24 protein-coding genes are annotated in these 20744 nt (G+C 65.7%); 6 read left to right on the forward strand and 18 right to left on the reverse strand.

The genetic code is table 11. The features are described 5' to 3' along the window. The first annotated feature begins 79 nt into the window (after positions 1 to 79). A complete protein-coding gene (locus C8J45_RS08100) occupies positions 80 to 1723 on the forward strand; it encodes a helicase HerA-like domain-containing protein (RefSeq protein WP_107962762.1) in 1644 nt (547 codons plus the stop codon). A 171-nt stretch (positions 1724 to 1894) separates the two neighbouring features. Beyond that, entirely contained in the window at positions 1895 to 3139 is a 1245-nt protein-coding gene (locus tag C8J45_RS08105; protein WP_107962763.1) for a M20 family metallopeptidase, read from the forward strand. Between the two features lie 187 nt (positions 3140 to 3326). Here C8J45_RS08105 and C8J45_RS08110 read toward each other — a convergent pair whose 3' ends face one another. The 3 genes from C8J45_RS08110 to C8J45_RS08120 all read right to left on the reverse strand — a co-directional run bounded on the left by C8J45_RS08110 (position 3327) and on the right by C8J45_RS08120 (position 7070). Continuing rightward, positions 3327 to 4439, reverse strand: a complete 1113-nt coding sequence (locus C8J45_RS08110) for a serine hydrolase (protein WP_107962991.1) — start codon at positions 4437 to 4439, stop codon at positions 3327 to 3329. A gap of 118 nt (positions 4440 to 4557) precedes the next feature. Next, on the reverse strand, positions 4558 to 6135 hold the full coding sequence (gene nadB / locus C8J45_RS08115; protein WP_107962764.1) for an L-aspartate oxidase: 1578 nt from the start codon (positions 6133 to 6135) through the stop codon (positions 4558 to 4560). Beyond that, entirely contained in the window at positions 6132 to 7070 is a 939-nt protein-coding gene (locus C8J45_RS08120) for an ABC transporter ATP-binding protein (RefSeq protein WP_107962765.1), read from the reverse strand. The genes nadB and C8J45_RS08120 overlap by 4 nt, the downstream gene beginning before the upstream one ends. A gap of 277 nt (positions 7071 to 7347) precedes the next feature. Between C8J45_RS08120 and C8J45_RS08125 the strand changes: the two genes are divergently transcribed. Together C8J45_RS08125 and tldD are read left to right on the forward strand one after the other, a co-directional pair. Continuing rightward, positions 7348 to 7581, forward strand: coding sequence for a zinc-finger domain-containing protein (locus C8J45_RS08125; protein WP_056057581.1), 234 nt, complete (start codon positions 7348 to 7350; stop codon positions 7579 to 7581). An 18-nt stretch (positions 7582 to 7599) separates the two neighbouring features. Continuing rightward, complete coding sequence (gene tldD / locus C8J45_RS08130) at positions 7600 to 9027, forward strand: metalloprotease TldD (protein ID WP_107962766.1); 1428 nt, start codon at positions 7600 to 7602, stop codon at positions 9025 to 9027. Here tldD and C8J45_RS08135 read toward each other — a convergent pair. After that, complete coding sequence (locus C8J45_RS08135; RefSeq protein ID WP_107962767.1) at positions 9024 to 9320, reverse strand: CcdB family protein; 297 nt, start codon at positions 9318 to 9320, stop codon at positions 9024 to 9026. The two genes, tldD and C8J45_RS08135, sit on opposite strands and share 4 nt — an antisense overlap. Then, the gene (locus C8J45_RS08140; RefSeq protein WP_107962768.1) at positions 9321 to 9566 is read right to left on the reverse strand and encodes a type II toxin-antitoxin system CcdA family antitoxin; all 246 of its coding nucleotides are present in this window, start codon (positions 9564 to 9566) and stop codon (positions 9321 to 9323) included. Positions 9567 to 9615: 49 nt separating this feature from the next. On the opposite strand from C8J45_RS08140, the gene C8J45_RS08145 reads away from it, so the two are divergent. Both C8J45_RS08145 and C8J45_RS08150 read left to right on the forward strand, forming a co-directional pair. Beyond that, positions 9616 to 10176 (forward strand): pyridoxamine 5'-phosphate oxidase family protein, encoded by a 561-nt coding sequence (locus C8J45_RS08145; RefSeq protein ID WP_107962769.1) that lies wholly within the window; start codon positions 9616 to 9618, stop codon positions 10174 to 10176. Then, positions 10173 to 10370, forward strand: coding sequence for a DUF2007 domain-containing protein (locus C8J45_RS08150; protein WP_107962770.1), 198 nt, complete (start codon positions 10173 to 10175; stop codon positions 10368 to 10370). The genes C8J45_RS08145 and C8J45_RS08150 overlap by 4 nt, the downstream gene beginning before the upstream one ends. A gap of 203 nt (positions 10371 to 10573) precedes the next feature. Here C8J45_RS08150 and C8J45_RS08155 read toward each other — a convergent pair whose 3' ends face one another. The 13 genes from C8J45_RS08155 to C8J45_RS08215 form a co-directional block, all read right to left on the reverse strand. Then, positions 10574 to 11902: a sorbosone dehydrogenase family protein gene (locus C8J45_RS08155; protein WP_107962771.1), complete on the reverse strand. Its 1329-nt coding sequence runs from the start codon at positions 11900 to 11902 to the stop codon at positions 10574 to 10576. Between the two features lie 79 nt (positions 11903 to 11981). Continuing rightward, positions 11982 to 12881: a hemolysin family protein gene (locus tag C8J45_RS08160; RefSeq protein WP_107962772.1), complete on the reverse strand. Its 900-nt coding sequence runs from the start codon at positions 12879 to 12881 to the stop codon at positions 11982 to 11984. An 8-nt stretch (positions 12882 to 12889) separates the two neighbouring features. Then, positions 12890 to 13399 (reverse strand): rRNA maturation RNase YbeY, encoded by a 510-nt coding sequence (ybeY, locus tag C8J45_RS08165; protein ID WP_107962773.1) that lies wholly within the window; start codon positions 13397 to 13399, stop codon positions 12890 to 12892. A 9-nt stretch (positions 13400 to 13408) separates the two neighbouring features. Continuing rightward, entirely contained in the window at positions 13409 to 13804 is a 396-nt protein-coding gene (locus C8J45_RS08170; RefSeq protein WP_107962774.1) for a type II toxin-antitoxin system VapC family toxin, read from the reverse strand. Beyond that, positions 13801 to 14058: a type II toxin-antitoxin system VapB family antitoxin gene (locus C8J45_RS08175; protein ID WP_107962992.1), complete on the reverse strand. Its 258-nt coding sequence runs from the start codon at positions 14056 to 14058 to the stop codon at positions 13801 to 13803. The genes C8J45_RS08170 and C8J45_RS08175 overlap by 4 nt, the downstream gene beginning before the upstream one ends. Positions 14059 to 14106: 48 nt before the next feature. Then, the gene (locus C8J45_RS08180; RefSeq protein WP_093398834.1) at positions 14107 to 15111 is read right to left on the reverse strand and encodes a PhoH family protein; all 1005 of its coding nucleotides are present in this window, start codon (positions 15109 to 15111) and stop codon (positions 14107 to 14109) included. Between the two features lie 383 nt (positions 15112 to 15494). Continuing rightward, on the reverse strand, positions 15495 to 16811 hold the full coding sequence (gene miaB, locus C8J45_RS08185) for a tRNA (N6-isopentenyl adenosine(37)-C2)-methylthiotransferase MiaB (protein ID WP_107962775.1): 1317 nt from the start codon (positions 16809 to 16811) through the stop codon (positions 15495 to 15497). 297 nt (positions 16812 to 17108) lie between these two features. Continuing rightward, the gene (locus tag C8J45_RS08190; protein ID WP_258191364.1) at positions 17109 to 17795 is read right to left on the reverse strand and encodes a 1-acyl-sn-glycerol-3-phosphate acyltransferase; all 687 of its coding nucleotides are present in this window, start codon (positions 17793 to 17795) and stop codon (positions 17109 to 17111) included. Between the two features lie 31 nt (positions 17796 to 17826). Next, entirely contained in the window at positions 17827 to 18249 is a 423-nt protein-coding gene (locus C8J45_RS08195; RefSeq protein WP_056047123.1) for a Fur family transcriptional regulator, read from the reverse strand. 74 nt (positions 18250 to 18323) lie between these two features. Then, complete coding sequence (locus C8J45_RS08200) at positions 18324 to 18812, reverse strand: GNAT family N-acetyltransferase (protein WP_056489215.1); 489 nt, start codon at positions 18810 to 18812, stop codon at positions 18324 to 18326. Continuing rightward, entirely contained in the window at positions 18812 to 19429 is a 618-nt protein-coding gene (gene tsaB, locus C8J45_RS08205; RefSeq protein ID WP_107962776.1) for a tRNA (adenosine(37)-N6)-threonylcarbamoyltransferase complex dimerization subunit type 1 TsaB, read from the reverse strand. Before tsaB ends, C8J45_RS08200 begins: the two co-directional genes overlap by 1 nt. Positions 19430 to 19548: 119 nt before the next feature. Beyond that, positions 19549 to 20142, reverse strand: coding sequence for a malonic semialdehyde reductase (locus C8J45_RS08210; RefSeq protein ID WP_056057630.1), 594 nt, complete (start codon positions 20140 to 20142; stop codon positions 19549 to 19551). Continuing rightward, the gene (locus C8J45_RS08215; RefSeq protein WP_107962994.1) at positions 20142 to 20714 is read right to left on the reverse strand and encodes a NifU family protein; all 573 of its coding nucleotides are present in this window, start codon (positions 20712 to 20714) and stop codon (positions 20142 to 20144) included. Before C8J45_RS08215 ends, C8J45_RS08210 begins: the two co-directional genes overlap by 1 nt. Between the last annotated feature and the right edge of the window lie 30 nt (positions 20715 to 20744).

Genomic DNA, 20744 nt, shown 5'->3' on the forward strand with positions numbered 1-20744 from the left:
GTCGCTCCTCTGAGCGGCGGTCCTTTTTCTTTGTGGCGCGCGAGGTTAGGGTTGGCGCCGCATACAGAGGAGGAGACCCATGACCGACGGCATCTTCATCGGCGCCAGCGTGGACGGCAAGCCGCAGACGCTCGAACTGAAGCGCGCGAACCGCCACGGCCTGATCGCGGGGGCGACCGGTACCGGCAAGACGGTGACGTTGCAGGGGATCATCGAGGGCTTTTCCGCGAACGGCGTTCCGTGCTTCGTCGCCGACGTGAAGGGTGATCTTTCGGGGCTCGCGATGGCGGGGTCGCCGACCGCGAAGACGCAAGCGACCTTCGCCGAACGCGCGAAGGCGATCGGCGACGATAGCTGGGCCTATGCCGACAACCCGGTGCAGTTCTGGGACCTGTTCGGCGAGCAGGGACATCCGATCCGCACCACGATCAGCGAAATGGGGCCGCTGTTGCTGGCGCGGCTGATGGACCTGAACGAGGTGCAGGAGGGCGTGCTGACGATCGCCTTCCACGTCGCCGACAAGGAGGGGCTGCTGCTGATCGACCTCGATGATCTCCAGGCGATGCTGACCGAATGCGCCGCGCGGGCCGACGAGTTGACGGTGACGTACGGGAACGTCTCGAAGCAATCGATCGGCGCGATCCAGCGGTCGCTGCTCCAGTTGCGCACGCAGGGTGCGGAGAATTTCTTCGGTGAGCCGGCGCTCGAGATGAACGACTTCATCGGCGTCGACGACAAGGGGCGGGGGATCGTCAACATCCTCGCCGCGGACAAGCTGATGGCCTCGCCGAAACTGTATGCGACGTTCCTGCTGTGGCTGATGAGCGAGCTGTTCGAGCATCTTCCCGAGATCGGCGATCCCGACAAGCCGGTGCTGTGCTTCTTCTTCGACGAGGCGCATCTGCTGTTCGACGAGGCGCCAAAAGCGCTGCTGGAGAAGATCGAACAGGTCGTCCGCCTGATCCGCTCGAAGGGCGTGGGCGTGTATTTCATCACGCAGAACCCGATCGATATCCCCGACACGGTCGCGGGGCAGCTCGGCAACCGCGTTCAGCATGCGCTGCGCGCGTTCACGCCGCGCGACCAGGCGGCGGTGCGCTCGGCAGCGGAGACGTTCCGCGCGAATCCCGGCGTTGATGTCGCGACGATCATCACCGAATTGAAGGTCGGCGAGGCGCTGGTGTCGCTACTCCAGGCGGATGGCGCGCCGACGCCGGTCGAACGCACGCTGATCAAGCCGCCAGCGTCACGCGTCGGCCCGATCACGCCGGCCGAGCGGAAGGTGATGATCGAGACCGATGCGATCGGTGCGAAGTACAACACGCTGGTCGATCGCGAGTCGGCGGAGGAGTTGCTGGCGGCGAAGACGCAGGAGGCGAGTGCCGCGGCGGCAGAGGCTAAGGCGACGACCGAGGCGGATAAGGCCGCGGCGGCGCAGGCGAAGCTCGATGCAAAGGCTGCGAAAGAAGCGGAACGCGCTCGCATTGCGGACCAACGCGAGGTGGACCGCCAGCAGCGCGAGGCCGACCGCGAGGCGGCGAACTCGCCCTGGACCAAGATGGCATCGTCGGCGACACGCGCGGCAAGTTCGTCGATTGGGCGGCAGGTAGCGAACGAGATCGGCAAGCAAGTCTTCGGGACGAAATCGCGGCGGTCGTCGTCGAGCGGGGGCTTGGTCGGCACAGTCCTGCGCGGGGTTTTAGGCGGCCTCTTCCGGGGGTAGACTGCCCACATGATAGGGGGCCGAGCCGCCCCAAACAAATATACCACCCCGGCGAAAGCCGGGGCCCAATTGCGGAACGGAGGTAATGTCGGACGGCGCTCCGTTATATCGACCTTCCCAATTGGGCCCCGGCCTCCGCCGGGGTGGAAGCCAGTTTTCAAGGAGTCAGACATGTCCCTCGATTTCGAATCTACCACCGACTGGACCCCGACCGACTGGACTGTTGTCGGTGAAGACAGTCTCGACGATGCGATCACACTCCGGCGCGCGATCCACGCCGATCCCGAGGTCGGCCTCCACTGCCCGCGCACTTCGGACAAGGTGAAGTCCGCGCTCGCCGGGCTCCCGCTCGAGATCCGCGAAGGGACCTCGACCACCGGCTTCGTCGCGATCCTGCGCGGCGGGCGAGGTGGCACGGCCGGCGGCAACGGGCGGACGGTACTGCTCCGCGGCGACATGGACGCGTTGCCGATGCAGGAGGAAACCGGCCTGCCGTTCGCGTCGAAGATCGACGGCGCGATGCATGCCTGCGGGCATGACTCGCATACCGCGATGCTGGTCGGTGCGGCCAAGGCGTTGTGCGCGCGGCGTGACGAACTCCCCGGTACGGTCGTCTTCATGTTCCAGCCGGGCGAGGAGGGCCATCACGGCGCGCGGCACATGATCGCCGACGGCCTGCTCGACTCACCGCTCCCCGAGGCGGGCTTCGCGCTTCACATCTCGCCGAACATGCCGATGGGGCATGTCGTCAGCCGCGCGGGCACGCTGATGGCGTCGACCGACACGCTTCGTGCGACGATCACCGGTCGCGGTGGCCATGCCGCGATGCCGCACGACTGCCTCGATCCGTTGCCGATCGCCTGCGAGATCGTTACCGCGCTCCAGACCTATGTTGCGCGGCAGGTTGCCGTAACCGATCCTGCGGTGCTTTCGATCACCAAGCTTAATGCCGGCAGCGCGCACAACGTCATTCCGTCGACCGTCGAGATGCTCGGCACGATGCGCACTCTCTCGGAGCGCATGCGCGAGCAGGTCCGCACGGCGTTTATCCGCATGGTCGAGGGCATCGCCGCGGCGCACGGCGCCATCGGCACGCCGACGATCGAGGAGGGCTACCCCGTCACCGTCAACGATGAACGCGCGACCGACCTGATGAAGGCGTGCGCGACAGCAATCGGCGGCGCGGACGCGTATCAGGTGATGCCGCCGATGATGGGCGCGGAGGACTTCTCATACGTCCTCCAGAAGCTCCCCGGCGCGATGGCGTTCATCGGCGCGGCGCCCGAGGGTAGCGATCCGCGTACCAACCCGCCGCTCCACAACACGAAGATGACGATCGACGAGCGCGTGATGGCGCACGGGATCGCGATGCACTGTGCGGTTGCGGAGCGGTTCCTGGCGAACGGGTTCGACTGACCGGCGGTCGCTGCGGTCTGCGTGGAACGGCTGGACGTAGCGGTTTAGGGCGAGCCGCTTGCTGGCCATCCCGCGCAGTCCCAAAGGTTACGATAAAGTCACACCAAGACGGTGTTTGAGGCTGCGTTCGAATAGCGCGCTGGCACACGGTCTCGGCCACCCCATGCCGCACTGCAGCACGGGAGCATCAGCCTCTTGGGCGCGTGGTGCCCGCATAGTTGGCCACCGCCGCCGCGGCCGCCTGAATCAGTTTCTGGCGTTCGGGCATCGGCCGGATCGTGTCGCCGATCATCACTGCGATTCCATACCGACGGCCATCGGGGGCGGTGAGGAGGCCGACGTCGTTGAAGCCGGCGTTGCGGCGGCCGAGGTCCTGGCCGGTGCCGGTCTTGTGCGCGATCTCCCAGCCGCCCGGAAGCGCGGCGCGCAGGCGAGCGCGGCCGGTTACCGAGCGGCCCATCGTGTCGAGGAGGATCTTGGTCGAGGTCTCCGACAACAGATCGCCTTTCGCCAGCCGAGCGATCGCATCGGCGATCGCGATCGGCGCAGCGCCGTCGGGCGGATTGCGCACATACGCGTTCAGCGCAGCCTCGCGCACCGCGGGCGACAGCCGGTTGCGTGCCGTCATGAAGCCACCGTTGACCGCGTAGGACGGCTGCCAAACCAGCCCCGCCGTGCCGCTCTGCAACAACCGCTCGCCCGGCCCGAACCGGATCGCGCCAAGTCGTTTCCGCTCGATCATCGACCGTACCGCAGACGGCCCGCCGACACGCGTAAGCAACCGGTCGTTTGCGGTATTGTCGCTATGCGTCAGCGCGCGCGTCAGCAATTCGCCGACCGTCGTCCGATAGCCGTCGCCCTTCACCAGCATCGCGATCGGCTGGTGGAACAGCGTCAGGTCCTGCGGCCGCACGAGGATCGGCTCGTCGAGGCGGATCTTGCCCTGGTCGCGCAGGTCCATCACGGTCATCGCGACCCAGAGCTTGCTGACCGATTGCTGCGGCAGCAACTGGCGCCCGCCGGCCTCGACCGTCCAGCCATCGTCGACTGCGCGTATTGCGATGCCAGCCTTGCCCTGGAACCCGCTCTGCAGTTCGGAGATCGCGTTGACGAGACCAGCGGGCGCGGGTCGCGGCGTACGTGGCAGGGGCGGCGGCACCGGGATCGACACGAACCCCTCGGACTGATGCACCGGCGATACGGCGGGCGGGGTCGGCCGCGACGCCGATCCGCATCCGGCGAGCGCCGTGCCGAACAGGGCGGTTGCCAGAAGACGCTTGAACGCACTCGCCGATGTCATGATGGATTGAACGCCCTGCACTGAAGCATCGATCCTTATCCGTTGATCGGCCACGTGAAACTGCGGCGGCACGTCGCTGCGACGAAGCGCGCCGACGAAGCGCCGAGCCGCCGTCATCCTATGGAACGAGAACCGTATCGACCGCCTCCGGCAGCGTCTCGGGGTAATCGAGCGTGAAGTGCAGCCCGCGGCTTTCGTGCCGATGCAGCGCGGATCGCACGATCAGCTCGGCGGTCTGGAGCAGGTTGCGCAACTCGATCAGGTCGGGCGTAACGCGGAAATGCTGGTAATATTCCGCGACCTCGTCGTTGAGCAATTCGATGCGGTGCTTGGCGCGTTCGAGCCGCTTGGTGGTGCGGACGATGCCGACGTAATTCCACATGAAGCGCCGGATTTCGGTCCAGGTCTGCTTGATCACGACTTCTTCGTCCGAGTCCGTTACGCGGCTTTCATCCCAGGGGCGGATCGGCGGGGGCGGGGGGAGCGTGTCCCACGCAGCGGCGATGCTGTCCGCCGCCGCCTCGCCGAACACGAAGCATTCGAGCAGCGAATTTGACGCGAGCCGGTTGGCGCCATGCAGGCCGGACTCGGTGCACTCGCCTGCGGCATACAGGCCAGGGAGATCGGTCTTGCCGTGTTCGTCGATGACGATGCCGCCGCAGGTATAGTGCTGCGCGGGGACGACCGGGATCGGCTGCGTCGTCATGTCGATGCCGAGACCGAGCAGCTTTTCGTGGATATTCGGGAAGTGATGGCGAATGAACTCGGCGGGCATGTGGCTGATGTCGAGATGGACGTAGTCGAGCCCGTAGCGCTTGATCTCGGCGTCGATCGCGCGCGCGACGATATCGCGGGGGGCGAGCTCCATCCGCGCGGGGTCGTAATAGGTCATGAAACGCTTGCCGGTCGACGGGTTGATCAATCGCCCGCCTTCGCCGCGGACCGCTTCCGTGATCAGGAAATTCTTGACCTCCAGATTGTAGAGGCAGGTCGGGTGGAACTGCATCATCTCCATGTTGGAGACGCGCGCGCCCGCTCGCCACGCCATCGCGATGCCGTCGCCGGTCGCGCCGCGGGGGGCGGTCGAGAACAAATAGGTGCGGCCAGCGCCGCCGGTCGCGAGGATCGTCGCGCGCGCGGTGTAGAGGGCGACGCGTTCGGTCTTGCGGTCGACCGCGTAGACGCCCCAGACGTTGCCGGACCCCGAATAGCGTTCCTCGTGACGGCCGGTGGCGAGGTCGATCGCGATCTGGTCGGGCACGAGCGTGATGTTCGGGTGTGCTTCGGCGGCCTTCTGCAACGCCTCCTGCACCGCCCAGCCGGTCGCGTCGGCGACGTGGACGATGCGGCGATGGCTGTGGCCACCCTCGCGGGTGAGGTGGAGCGCGTTGCCTTCGGTCTCGAACGGGACGCCGAGATGCGTGAGGCGCTCGATCGCAGCGGGGGCACCTTCGACGACCATCTCAACGATCGCGCGGTCGTTGAGCCCGGCGCCGGCGACCATCGTATCCTCGACATGGTTTTCGAACGTGTCGCCGGGTTCGAGTACCGCGGCGATCCCGCCCTGCGCCCACGCGGTCGAGCCTTCGTTGAGCGCGCCCTTGGCTAACACCGTGACCTTGAAGCGGTCGGCAAGGTTGAGTGCCGCGGTTAGACCTGCGGCGCCCGAGCCGACGATCAGGATGTCGCTCGTCATGCGTTGGCGGCGCGGGTCAGGCTGAGGAAGACGTCCTCGAGATCGGGTTCCTTGGTCGAGACGTCGACGATGCCGAAGCCACCGGATTGGATCGCGGCGAGGACTTCGCCGGCGTTCACGCGGTCCTTCTTGTAGGTGATTTCGAGGGTGCGATTGCCCTTGAGCGCGATCTTCTGGAAGCAGGCGTTGGCGGGGATGTCGGTCACGTCGCGATCGACGGTGACGGCGACAATTTTCTCCTGCGCCTTGCCGACCAGCTCGCGCGTCGGTTCGTTCGCGATCAGGCGACCGTTGTTGATGATCGCGATCCGGTCGCAGAGTTCCTCGGCTTCCTCGAGATAATGCGTGGTGAGGACCACCGTCACGCCGGCTTGGTTGAGGCCGCGGACATAGGTCCAGAGCTGTTGGCGGAGCTCGATGTCGACGCCTGCGGTCGGCTCATCGAGTACGAGGACCGGGGGCGAGTGGACCATCGCTTTCGCGACCATCAGGCGACGCTTCATCCCGCCCGACAGCGTGCGGGCATAGGCGTGCGCCTTGTCCTCCAGATGCACCGCGCGGAGCAACTCCATCGTGCGGCGCTTTGCCTTGGGGACGCCGTAGAGGCCGGCCTGGATTTCCAGCGTCTCGAACGGCGAGAAAAACGGATCGAACAGGATCTCCTGGTTGACGATGCCGATCGACGCCTTGGCGTTGCGCGGGTGTTCGTCGATGTCGAACCCCCAGATCGCGGCGCTGCCGTCGGTCTTGTTGACCAGGCCGGCGAGGATGTTGATCAGCGTGGACTTGCCTGCGCCGTTGGGGCCGAGCAGCCCGAAGATCTGGCCGCGGGGGACGTCGAACGTCACGCCGTCTAGCGCGCGCTTGGGCGGGGCGGTGCCGACGGGCGCGTAGGTCTTGCAAAGGTTCGAGATTGCGATCGCAGCTTCGGTCATGGCTGCGGCATAGCGGCGGCCGCAAGGCGGGTCATCCCCTGATGCTGCAAGAAGATGTGTTCACGCTAAGGCGCAAAGGCGCGAAGGATGCGGCGCAGACGATCGGTCGGCAGACAAAACGAACTGCGCCGCCATAGGCGATTGAAAAGTCGCCGTGCGACAAGCGGAACATCTTCGCGCCTTTGCGCCTTCGCGTGAACCATCTTCTGTCGCAGGGCAACGGACGCGGGTGGAAGAACCAATTGCCCGGCCCGCGCGCGCTTGCTATCGCGCCCTCATGCATCCGCCGCTCGAAACCACCCGCGTCACCCACGCCCGCGTCGCCTGCGATGGCGCCACCGACATTCCCGGCGGCGCAGCGCTCGGCCATCCGCGCGTCTGGTTGCAGATCGACGAGACCGGTTATGTCGATTGCGGTTATTGCGACCGCCGCTTCATCCTCGTTGGCGGTGTCGCCGATGGCGCGGACCAGGCGACTTTGCGCGATCACGGGGATGGCGCAGGGCGCTAAGCCTCTTATATCTATCGGATGACGATAGCAGCAGACCCCCGTTCGTTCCTCTACCGCGATACCCTGGATCCCGAACAGGCGCAGGCGCTGACCGCCAAGGCGCTCGGCAAGGCCGATGACGGCGAGCTGTATCTCCAGTATCGCAAAGCCGAGGCGTTCGGGTTCGACGACGGCCGGCTGAAGACCGCCTCTTACGACACCAGTTCTGGCTTCGGCCTGCGCGCGGTGTCGGGCGAGATGACCGCGTTCGCGCATTCGAACGAGATGACCCCCGCCGCGATCCGTCGTGCTGCCGAGACGATGGCGCTGATCGAACCGGGCGTCTCCGCGAAGGCCGGTCCGCCGCCGGGCACCAACCAGCGCCGCTACACCGCCGCCGATCCGCTCGATCTCGTGCCGTTCGCGGACAAGGTGAATTTGTGCCAGACGATCGACGCCGCTGCGCGCGCGCGCGATCCTCGCGTCGCGCAGGTGTCGGTCAGCCTTTCCGGGACGTGGTCGGTGGTCGAGATCGTCCGCGCGGATGGCTTCGTCGCGACCGATGTGCGGCCATTGGTCCGGTTGAACGTTTCGATCGTCGCCGAGCAGAACGGGCGTCGCGAGACGGGGAGCTACGGGATCGGCGGCCGCTATCTTTACAACGACCTGTTCGAGCCGGCGACGTACAACCGCGCGATCGACGAGGCACTGTCGCAGGCCTTGGTGAACCTCGACTCGATTGCCGCTCCTGCGGGCGAGATGACCGTGCTGCTCGGCAATGGCTGGCCCGGCATCCTGCTGCACGAGGCGATCGGTCACGGGCTCGAGGGCGATTTCAACCGCAAGGGCACGTCGGCGTTCTCCGGCCGGATCGGCGAGCGCGTTGCGGCCGAGGGCGTGACGGTGGTCGACGACGGATCGCTCCAGGATCGCCGCGGCTCGCTGACCATCGACGACGAGGGCACGCCGACGCGCGAGACGGTGCTGATCGAGGACGGGATCCTCAAGGGATATATGCAGGACCGCCTCAACGCACGGCTGATGGGTGTCCAGGCGACCGGCAACGGCCGTCGCGAGAGCTACGCGCATGCACCGATGCCGCGGATGACCAACACCTTCATGAAGGCGGGCAACGACGATCCGGCCGAGCTTCTGTCGCGCGTGAAGAGGGGCATCTTCGCCAAGGCGTTCGGCGGCGGGCAGGTTGATATCGTGTCGGGCAAGTTCGTGTTCAGCTGCACCGAGGCGTATCTGATCGAGGACGGCAAGCTCGGTGCGCCGATCAAGGGCGCGACGCTGATCGGCGACGGCCCGAGTTCGCTGACCAAGGTCCGCGGCATCGGCAACGACTTCGCGCTCGACGAGGGCATCGGGATCTGCGGCAAGGGTGGACAGTCGGTGCCGGCTGGCGTCGGGCAGCCGACGTTGCTGGTCGATGGCCTTACGGTCGGTGGGACGGCCGCTTAAAGTCCGCCAACGACCATGTCGATTGCAGCCTTCAGATCATATTCGTAGTCGACAAGCGAACCGATCTTTTCACCGAGTTGCCGGCTGTCGACGGCGCGTAGAAACTGGACGGCGACGCGATATTCCGTCTGATGCACCGTCACGAGTGGATTGAGCCTCGATTGCGAAACCGACGGTTCGTCAGGCTGGCGTAATGGGGCAACTACCCGCGAGCGCAAGTCGCTCAAAAGATCGCTCTGGCAATTCACGACAAGCCCGTGACCGTCGATCGAATGGACGTCGAATTGCGCCATTTAGAGCGGCTCAAGGCCGGAAAGCGGAATTCCGTTCTCGTCGATCCATCGGTTCTGCGCTTCGATCCACTGTCGATTCTCCTCCTTCCACTGCCGTTCGCGCTCGGTCTTGATTGCGCCGCGGAGTGCGGCTTCCGTGACGCGCGACAGGTTGACGCCCGCTTCCTTGGCAGCTGCGACAATGCCGGTATCAACGGACATATTGACCGATTTGCGCTTGCCGGTAGCGATAGGATCATGTTTCATGCGCACAAAGTATGCGTGTTGACGACGCGCGTCAATTCGGAGCCGAACGATGGACTTCTTCCCCGCGCTCACCGACGATCATCGCGCGTTCGTGATGCGGCAACCGGTATTCTTCGTTGCGACAGCCGCGGAAGGCGCGCGGATCAATCTCAGTCCCAAGGGCATGGACAGTTTTCGTGTGCTCGATCCGAAGACGGTCGCGTATCTCGACGTCGGTGGGTCGGGGAACGAGACGAACGCGCATCTGGGCGCCGATGGTCGCATTACGATCATGTTCTGCGCGTTTGACCAGCCGGCGCTGATCTTCCGCATTTACGGCAGGGGCCGCGCGGTGCTGCCGCAGGACGAAGGCTGGGCCGAATTCTACGCGCAGTTCACGCCCTTGCCGGGCACGCGGCAGATCTTCGTGATCGCGGTCGACGAAGTGCAGACGAGTTGCGGGTGGGGCGTGCCGTTCATGACGCTGGACCGCGAGCGGCAGACCTTGTCGAAATATCACGTTGCGCAGGCGGGAACCGACCGGCTCGCGAAATGGGTCGGGCGGACCAAGAGCATCGACGGGTTGCCGGTGCGCGTCGCGACCGTGTTGCCGGACTGTGGTGCCGCATGAGCCTAGTCGAACTCGGGCGGTACGGCCGCAACGAGGCGCATATCATCGTCGGGCGGCTCGAGAGCGACGGGATCCCCGCGATCGCGTTCGATGGCGGAATGTCGATCATGGAGGGGAGCTGGCTGCTGATCCCGGTTCGCGTGATGGTCGACGAGGATGATCTCGACGAGGCTCGGGGGATTTTGGCGGGGTGAGCGGGCGCGTTAGGCGCTGATAGAAAGCCGACCTCAGCCCCCGGATCGTCATTCCCGCGCAGGCGGGAACCCATACTGGCAATGCTCGCGAGTCAATCGATCGCCCTTGAGCATATGGGTCCCCGCCTCCGCGGGGATGACGACAAGTTGGGATCGTACGCCTTTTGTATTGAGGGCGGGGCCTTCGATGCCCTCCGCTGAAATCAGCCTCCCGCGCTGACCCGCCAGATCGCGTTGCCGACGTCGTCCGCGACCAGCAGGCCGCCGGTCTTGTCGGTGATGACGCCGACCGGGCGACCCTGCGCGTCGCCGTCCTTGTTCAGGAACCCGCCGAGCACATCGACCGGCTTCGCGTTCGCAGCCGGGAAGCCGGTGTCGCCGAACGGCACGTAGACGACCTTGTAGCCCGAGACCGGCTTGCGGTTCCACGAGCCGTGCTCGCCGACGAACGCGCCGTTGGCGAACTTCGCGCCGAGCTTTGCATCTGCGGAGAAGGTCAGGCCGAGCGCGGCGACGTGCGGTCCGAGCGCGTAGTCGGGGCGCTTGGCGTATTGCTGCAGTGCGGGGTTCTTCGGTTCGACGCGGGTGTCGGGATAGCCGCCCCAATAATACCAGGGCCAGCCGAAGTTATCGCCGAACTCGACCTGCGTCAGATAATCCGGCGCAAGGTCCGACCCAAGCATGTCGCGTTCGTTGACGACGGTCCACAGCCCGCCCGACTTGGGATTAATCGCCATGCCGTTGGGGTTGCGCAGGCCGGCCGCGTAGATCCGCCAGTTCTTGTCCTTCGGCCAGACCTGCAGGATGTTGGCGCGGTATTTCTCGGCGTCCATGCCGTTCTCGGCGATGTTCGACGACGAACCGACGCCGACGTACAGCGTCTCGCCGTCGGCCGCAGCGATCACGTTGCGCGCCCAGTGATTGCCGCCGGGATTGAGCTTGATGACCAGCTCGGGCTTGGCGGTGATCCTCGTGGCGCCGTCGGTGTAGGGGACGCGGACCAGCGCGTCGGTGTTGCCGATGTAGAGCTGGCCGTCGAGCAGCGTCATGCCGAACGGCGAGTTGAGCCCGGTCATGAACACCGACTTCGTCTCCGCCACGCCGTCGCCGTTCGCGTCGCGCAGCAGCGTGATGCGGTTCGCCGACGGCACGCCGGCGCCGGCGCGACCCATCAGCACCTTCATCACCCAGCCGGTGATCCCGCCGCCGTCGCGCGGGGGCGAGTTGGTCTCGGCGACCAGCACGTCGCCATTGGGGAGGCGGTACATCCAGCGCGGGTGATCGAGTCCGGTCGCGAACGGCTGGACCTTAAGGCCGGCGGCAGGCGTCGGCATCGCGCCGTTCTGCCAGCCGACGACCTTGGCGACCTTGACGGTCGGGATCGTCTGGATGCGGGGATCGGTGATCTTGGGCAGCTTGCCGGCGACCTGGTCGACCGACAATTCCGCCGTGTCGGGCCAGGCGAGATAGGTGACGCCCGCGGCGATCACGAGCAGGATCAGCCCGAGGACGATGAGGATGTGTTTGCGCATAGCGGGAAGTTAGAACGGAGGCAGGGCCGGGGCAATGGATCATGGGCAAAAGGCCCGTCGATCCATTGCAGAGGCTGTATCAGTCGTCGTCCTCGACCGGCACCACCGGCGGATGCAGGCGCAGGCGATTGATGCGGCGTTCGTCGGCGTCGATGATCTCTAGCTTCCAGCCACTTGGATGATCGACGCATTCGCCGATCTGCGGGACATGCCCCGCCAGCAAGGCCGCCAGCCCGCCCAGCGTGTCGATATCGCCGTCGACCTCCGCCAGACGCGGATCGATCAGCTCTGCGGCATCCTCCAGCTCGGCACGCGCATCGGCATCCCACGCCCCGCCCTCGATCGGCGTCATCAGCACCTGCGGCGCCTCGTCGTGCTCGTCCTCGACCTCGCCGACGATCTCCTCGATCAGGTCCTCGAACGTCACGAGTCCTTCGGTGCCCGAATACTCGTCGAGCACGATCGTCAGGTGGACGTGCTTCTGCCGCATATCCGCGAGCAGATCGAGCGCACCGCGCGACATCGGCGCGTAGAGCGGCTCGCGGATCAGCCCGGCGATCGACGTCGGATGCTCAGCACCGGTCGCGAGGATGTTGAAGACGTCCTTGATGTGGACCATGCCGATGATCGTATCGAGGTTGTCGCGGTACACCGGCAGGCGGCTATGGCCGGCTTCGGCGAACAGCTTGACGAGGTCGGCGAACGGCGTCTCCTCCTCGACCGCGATGATGTCCGCGCGGGGCACGCCGACATCGCCGGCATCACGTTCGCTGAAGTGGAGCAGGTTGCGGACCATCTGGCGCTCGAGCGGGGTGAGATCGCCCTTGGCATCGGGGGCGGGATCGCCCTCGTGCCGGTCGATCGCATCCTCGAGCTGGTCGCGAAGGGATTCGTCTTGAGCACCGAAGATCAGGCCCTTAAGCCCGCGCCAGATACTGTCGCTACTATCGCCGTTACCGGCATTGGGGCCATCGGCCATCGTGGTCGTCAGTCCTCTGTTATCAGATAGGGGTCGTGGAGGCCCAAGGCGGCGAGCGCATCGCGTTCGATCTGCTCCATGCCCTCGGCCTCGTCGTCGTCGATATGGTCGTAGCCTAGCAGATGCAGCGTGCCGTGCACCATCAGATGCATCGCATGATCCTCGACCGAGATACCGCGCTCGGCCGCTTCCGCGACGCAGACGCCGTGCGCGAGGATGATGTCGCCGAGCAAGACCTCCCCGTCATCCGAATTCTGGCTGACCGTGGCGAGCAGATCGGGCTGGACCATCGGGAAGGACAGGACGTTGGTCAGCTTGTCCTTCTGGCGATACTGCTTGTTGAGTGTGTGGACCTCGTCGTCAGACGCGAGCCGGATCGAGATCTCGACCGTCGCCGCGCTGGTCAGCAGTTCGCCGTGCGGAGTCCGCTGGACCGCTGCCGTTGCTGCGCGCAGGGCGAGCGCGTCCCAATCCTGCTCAGGCCAGGGGGCATCGGAAGAGAGCGCGATTTCGAGCATGCAGGTCCTTCAGGCGAGATCGGTGAGGGCGAAATCATTACCCTTGTAGAGAAGTTCCGCGCCATGGGTTTTCGCGCAGGCATAGGCGAAACAATCGCCCATGTTCAGCTTTGCGGGGTGACGCCCCTTGCCGTAGCGTGCCGCCGCGACAATCGCCTGCTGGCCTTCGCTGTGGCCGATCAGCACGAGACGAAGTCCGGCTTCATACGCAAAGCTCGAAATCAGGTCGGCTGCCTGCTGGAGGCTGACGGTTTTTAACCGTGCGATGGCCTGCGCTGCCTCCCATGCGCCGACTGCGCAATAGTAGCGGTCGACGTGCGACTCGATCACGTCGGCGAAGTCGTCTGCTTCCGGCTCGCCGTGAACGATTGCGACGATAGCGGATGCGTCGACGAGAATGGTCAATCGTCGTCCTCATCGTTCAACGAATCGTAGAAGGCCTTGTCGGCCTCAAGTCCTGTGGACTCGCCTAATGGATGCGCCTCGCGCCATGCGCGCAATCGTTCTCGCATGCTCAGCGGAGGAGCTTCCGGTACCATTTCCGCTTTGCGCTTGCGCAGTAGATCACGGACGACCTCGGTCTTTGTCACACCCAGACGCGCTGCAAGCTCCGTCGCGAGTTCGGCGGTTTCGTTGTCTTTGATATAGAGAGACGCCATCGTCATCCTCCTGGGATATCCCGGATATACTCCGGGATATCCCGAGCATCAACCATCGGTTCCTTCGTAGGCCTCGACGACGCGGCCGACGATCGGGTGGCGGACGACGTCGCCGACCGTGAAGCGGCACATCGAGATGCTTTCGACGCCTTCGAGGCGGCGGACTGCATCCGCCAGGCCGGACGCCGCCACACCGCCGGGGATGTCGACCTGCTTCGGATCGCCGCAGATCACCATGCGGCTGTTCTGGCCGAAGCGGGTGAGGAACATTTTCATCTGTGCGGGCGTGGTGTTCTGCGCTTCGTCGAGGATGACGAAGGCGTCGGCCAGCGTACGGCCGCGCATGAAGGCGATCGGGGCGACTTCGATCTCGCCGCTGGCGATGCGGCGTTCGACCTGTTCCGCGGGGAGGCAGTCGTAGAGCGCGTCGTAGAGCGGGCGAAGGTATGGATCGACCTTTTCCTTCATATCGCCGGGGAGGAAGCCGAGGCGTTCGCCGGCTTCGACCGCGGGTCGTGACAGGATCAGCCGCTGGACGCTGCCGTTGATGAGCTGCTGCACCGCTTGGGCGACCGCGACATAGGTCTTGCCCGTACCTGCCGGCCCGAGCGCGAAGATCATGTCGTTGTTGGCGAGCTCGCGCATGTAGTGCGCCTGCGCGGGCGTGCGCGGGACGATCGTCTTCTTCCGCGTGCGGATCATGATCGGGGGCGCCGCGCCGCCACCGGCATCGGCGCGGATGATGCCTTCGAGCACGGGTTCGTCCGCCATCGCTATCGATGCGTCGACCAAGCCTGCGTCGACGTCTTCGCCGCGCTGGATGCGGGCGTAGAGATCGTGGAGGACGTCGCGCGCCTTGGCGACCTGTTCGGCGGTGCCCTCCAAACCGATCTTGTTCCCTCGTGCGGTGATGTAGACGCCGAGGCGATTTTCGAGCGCTACCAGGTTCTGGTCGTACTGGCCGAACAGCCGGACGAGCAATTGGGGCTTGTCGAACAACAGCTCGACTCGGGCGCGGTCACCGGACTGGGCGGGAACGGGTTTACGGCTCATACGGTCCTTTCAGGGTGTCAAAGGTTACGCCTGGAAGCGTCGAACCGTAACCTTTGAAAGGAAGATGAGCATCGTGGGCGACACGTTCAAGCCGCGCGGGAGCGCTGGCCGAGAGATGGTTCGAGTCGCGTGGGCGAAGCTGCATCGGGGGCGAGTGTGGCAGGCGATCCGGGTGTAGGACAGCGAAATCGCAGGGGTCGTTTCAAGGCCCGCGTGTTTACTTTGATGCCTCAGGGATGCCGTTGCAATCCTCCCCCGCAAGGGGGAAGTGTCGCCGCAGGTGACGGAGGGGGAGGACATGGATCAGGCGTCGGCGCTTGCCTCCCCCTCCGTCAGGCAAGCGCCTGCCACCTCCCCCTTGCGGGGGAGGATCAGATTGGGGCTCAGGCTGCCTCGGCGATCCGTTCGATGCCTGTCAGGGAGTTCGGGCCGGCCGCCGCCAGCGTGACTTCCACCAAGTCGCCGATCACGTGGTTGCCGATCAGGTGGACCGATTGCAGCCAGGGGGATTTGCCGATCAGCTGGCCCGGGAGTTTTCCAGTGCGTTCGAGCAAGACGGTGCAGGTGCGGCCGACGGTGGCGGCGTTGAAGGCGTGCTGGTCGCGGTTGAGCGCGGCCTGGAGGCGCTGGAGGCGTTCGTCCATGACCGATTCCGGGACCTGCTCGACGATCGACGCCGCGGGGGTGCCAGGACGCGGGCTGTATTTGAAGCTGTACGCCTGCGCGTAGCCTACGGCGTCGACGAGGCTCAGCGTGTCCGCGAACTCGGCATCCGTCTCGCCGGGGAAGCCGACGATGAAGTCGCCCGAGAGTGCGATGTCGGGGCGGACTTCGCGGACGCGATCGAGCAGGCGGAGGTAGGAGTCACGGGTGTGGCTGCGGTTCATCGCCTTCAGCACGCGGTCGCTGCCGGCCTGCACGGGGAGGTGGAGGAACGGCATCAGGCTCTCGATGTCGCGGTGTGCGTCGATCAGGCCTTGGGTCATGTCGTTGGGGTGGCTGGTGGTGTAGCGGATGCGCGCGAGGCCGGGGATGCGGTCGAGATCGCGGATCAGGTCGTGGAGGCCGCGCTCGTTCTCACTCCAGGCGTTTACGTTCTGGCCGAGCAGCGTGATTTCGCGTGCGCCGGCGTCGACCAGCGCTTTCGCCTCGTCGACGATCGCTGCGAACGGGCGGCTGATTTCTGCGCCGCGCGTGTAGGGCACGACGCAATAGGTGCAGAATTTGTCGCAGCCTTCCTGCACGGTGAGAAACGCCGAGGGGGTGACCTTCCGACGGGAGGGAAGTGCGCCGAACTTCGACAGCAGCGGCATATCGGTGTCGAGCGAGGGCGTGCCGGCGGCGGCCTTCGCGACGAGCTCGGGCAGGTTGTGATAGGCTTGCGGGCCGACCACGATGTCGACCTTGGCACGGGTGAAGATCTCCTCGCCCTCGGCCTGCGCGACGCAGCCGGCGACCGCGATCATGGGGGTCTTGCCGGACTTGCGGCGCTGGTCCTTCCGGAGGCGACCGATGTCCGAATAGACCTTTTCGGTGGCGCGTTCGCGGATGTGGCAGGTGTTCAGGACGACGACGTCAGCGTCGACCGCGTCGGCTTGCGTGAGGCCCTGGGCCGCCATCAGCTCGGCCATGCGCTCGCCGTCGTAGACGTTCATCTGGCAGCCGAAGGATTTTACGTGGAAGGTTTTGGGGGGAGACATAGCCGCGTCCTACCAAATTTCCGCGCGCGGGGGGAGGGGGCGTTGCTCCTGCTTGTCACACGAAGCCAACCCTGGAAAGTGCCACCACCCCGGCGGAGGCCGGGGCCCAGTTGGGGGACGTCGCCAACTTAGCACTGAGTGTTGTTACTGCGACCTTTCCAACTGGGCCCCGGCCTTCGCCGGGGTGGTGTTCCTCTGTTGAAGAAACTGGGAAGCGGTGGCCCCCTTGTTCTCCCGCGAAGGCGGGAGTCCAGTCTGGGTCCCCGCCTTCGCGGGGGAACATTCTTTGGTCGTGGCTTACAGCGCTTCCATGCGGCGGCGGGCTTCGGCGGCTATGGCCTTTCGGTCGCCGTACTCTGCGGGATCAAAGGCGTCGGCGAAGTGCAGCGTCGCGACGAATGTGCCCCGGCGCTTCAGGACGCGGGCGGCGTGGTGTTGGCCGGGCTCGTCGCCGACCCAGGCGAGTTCGCCGGTGGCCGCGCCGTAATCGATGCGGACCGGTTGGACCTTCACACCGGGTGGGGGCGGGGCGAGGGCTGCCAGCAACGCGGCTTTGAAGGGTAGGAGCGTGGTGCCGTCTCCCGTCGTGCCCTCGGGGAACAGGGTTACGGGCCAGTCGGCCGCCAACGTGTCGCGGATCTGGGCGATCTGGGCGGTCACCGCCATGCGGTCCGCACGCGAGACGAATATGGTGTGGTTGAGCGTGCAGAGCCAGCCAACCAGCGGGACGCCGCGAAGTTCGGATTTGGCGACGAACGCAGTGCCGGTCGCGCCGGACAGGAGGAGGATGTCGATCCAGCTCAGATGGTTCGAGACGAAGACGACGTCGTGGCGAAGCGGCGTGCCGACGACGCGGGGGCGGGCGCCGACTATACGCGAGACCAGCCCCAGGAACCGCGGCGGCCAAGGCGATTTGCGCCCGAACAGCCGCCACATACCGTGCAATGGCAGCGCCAGTACCAGCGCAACCAGCAGCGCCGCCAACCGCGCGCCAAAGCGGGTTCGGCCGATCGCGTCAGTCCTTGCGGGTGAGCGCGACGCCGTAGAGTTCCATGCGGTGATCGACCAGCCGGAAGCCCAGCTTTTCCGCGATCGCCTTCTGCAACTGCTCGAGTTCGGGATCGACGAATTCGATCACCTTGCCGCTTTCGACGTCGATCAAATGATCGTGATGTGCCTCGGGCGCGGGCTCGTAGCGCGCGCGGCCGTCGCCGAAATCGTGGCGGTCGAGGATGCCGGCTTCCTCGAACAGGCGGACCGTGCGGTACACCGTCGCGATCGAGATGCCGGGGTCGATCTGCGACGCGCGCTCATAGACCTTCTCGACGTCGGGATGGTCGTCAGCCTCGGACAGCACGCGCGCGATGACGCGGCGCTGCTCGGTAATGCGCAGGCCCTTCTCGTTGCAGAGTGCTTCCAGATCGATTTTGCGCGGCATGTGTCGTTCCCTCGTTGAGTGCCATGTAGGGCCTCCGCGCTGTTGCGAAAAGGGATAGTGACTCGCAATAAGCCTTAACTGTTGATATCTTTCGAATATGTATGTGCGTCATACGCGACGCCGGTCTTGCCGCGGTAGTAGGCGCGACGTTCGCCGACCTTGGTAAAGCCGTGCGCGTCGTACATCTTGACCGCGTCGTTGCCCGCCCGGACCTCGAGATGGAGCTTGGCGATGCTACCGACCGAGCAATCTGCAATCGCCGCGCGGATCAGCGCCGTGCCGACGCCGCGGCGACGATAGTCGGGGGCGACCGCGATCAGCAGGAGTTCGGCTTCGTCGGCGACCGACCGGGTCATCGTGAAGCCGGCGGGGAAATCGTCGACGAACGCGATTGTGAGGTGGACGCCGGTCAGCGCGAGTACGCCGAGGCACTGGCTGCGCGTCCATGCCTCGCCGTAGCGCGGGTCGAACGCCTCGGTCATCAGCGCATCGACGATCGCGAGATCGCGCGCGTCGCCGGTGCGGAGCGTGACGGTGCGCGTGGCGGCCTGGCGGGTGGCCATTATCTCGGGACCGACGGCTTGGCGTCGGGCGCGCGGCCGTAGATCGGACTTGGTGCGAGGGCAGTCAGTGCTGCGGGCAGCAGGATCGCTGAGGCTGCGTCGGGGAGCGCTTCGGTAAGGTCCAAACTGTCGTCGAGTGCGGCGAGCCAGCGGACGCCGTTGCCGACCGCGCGTCGACCCACCAGCGCGGCGAGCGCGGCGTCGGGCTTCAGCGATACCATGTCGGATCGCGGCGACAGATCGGCGGAGAACGCTTGCATGAAGACCTCGCCATGCCCGCCTTCCATGATCACCGCAATATCGTCGGTTAAGCGGTCGGCGAAACCGGCGGCGGCGATGAGCGGAAGCGAGGAAAAGCCGGCGATTTCCGCGTTCCAGCCAAGCGCAAGGCCTCGGGCGGCGGCTATCCCGACGCGGACGCCGGTGAAGCTGCCGGGGCCGCAATCGACGATGACGCGGTCGGCTCGGCCACCGTTGGGAAGCTCGGCGATCATCGGAATGAGGCGCTCGGCATGGCCTCGGCCGACGACTTCGTGCGTGCGGGCGATGACGGCGCCGTGTTCGAGGAGGGCGACGGAGCAGGCGGTGGTGGATGTTTCGATTACTAATGTGCGCACGTCTTATTCCCTCTCCCCTCAGGGGAGAGGGCAGGGTGAGGCGCGCCGCGAGCGCTGCCCTTCCCAACTGCCCCTCACCCCGACCCTCTCCCCGCAGGGGAGAGGGAGCAGGTCCCGCCTCAAGCGATGCTGTTAAACTTCGCGAAGTCGGGGCGGGGCGAGCGGGCGTAGATCGTCGCGGGATCGCCGTGGCCGAGCGTCGAGATGAAGTTGGTCCGCACCGCGGGCGTGTCGTGGAAAAACGCCGCATCGACCTTGCCCGCGTCGAAGCCCGACATCGGCCCGGTATCGAGCCCGAGCATCCGCGCGGCGATGATGAAATACGCACCCTGCAACGTCGAGTTGCGGAACGCGGATGCCTCGCGCAGTTCGGCGTTGCCGTCGAACCACGACTTCGCATCGGCGTGCGGGAACAGCTCGGGAAGGTGTTCGTGGAAATTGGTGTCCATGCCGATGATCACCGACACGGGGGCGTTGAGGATCTTCGGCTGGTTCTGCGCGCTGCAGGCGTCGGCCAGCTTCTGCTTGGCCTCGTCGCTGGTGACCCAGATCAGGCGCGCGGGAAGCTGGTTGGCCGATGTCGGACCCCACTTCATCAGGTCCCAGATCGCGTGCAGCTCGGACTCGGCGACCGGCTGATCGGTATAGCCATTGTAGCTGCGGGCATCGCGGAAGACGGCGTCGAGGACGGTGTCGTCGAGTTTCTGACGCATCAGACGGCTCTCACTTCGGTGACTTCGGGAACATAGTATTTCAGCAGCTGCTCGATGCCGTTCTTGAGCGTGGCGCTCGACGACGGGCAGCCGGCGCAGGCGCCCTGGAGCTGGAGGAACACCTTGCCCTTGTCGAAGCCGCGATAGACGATGTCGCCGCCGTCGTTGGCCACCGCGGGGCGGACGCGCGTGTCGATCAACTCGCGGATCTGCGCGACGATGTCGGCATCGGCGGGATCGTCCGACAGCGCGGGCTCGTCGGACGGCACCGAGAAGCCGGCGCGCGCGGGCTTAAACAGCGGCATCGCGGCGGAGAAGTGATCGAGCAGGATCGCGAGCACGTCGGGCTTCAGGTCCGACCAGGCGGTACCGGGCGCGGCGGTGACCGAGACGAAATCGCGGCCGAAGAACACGCCGGTGACGTCGCCGAGCCCGAAGATCGCATCGGCGAGCGAACTTACTTCCGCTTCTTCAGGCGTGGCGAAGTCGCGCGTGCCGGCGTCCATGACGGTGCGTCCCGGCAGGAACTTCAGCGTCGACGGGTTGGGAGTGGATTCCGTTTCGATGAGCATGAGGAGCATGTGGCCCGAAGGAGGCGGGGG

Origin of the sequence: Sphingomonas sp. PP-CE-3G-477, from assembly GCF_003050745.1 — a bacterium.
Lineage (GTDB): Bacteria > Pseudomonadota > Alphaproteobacteria > Sphingomonadales > Sphingomonadaceae > Sphingomonas.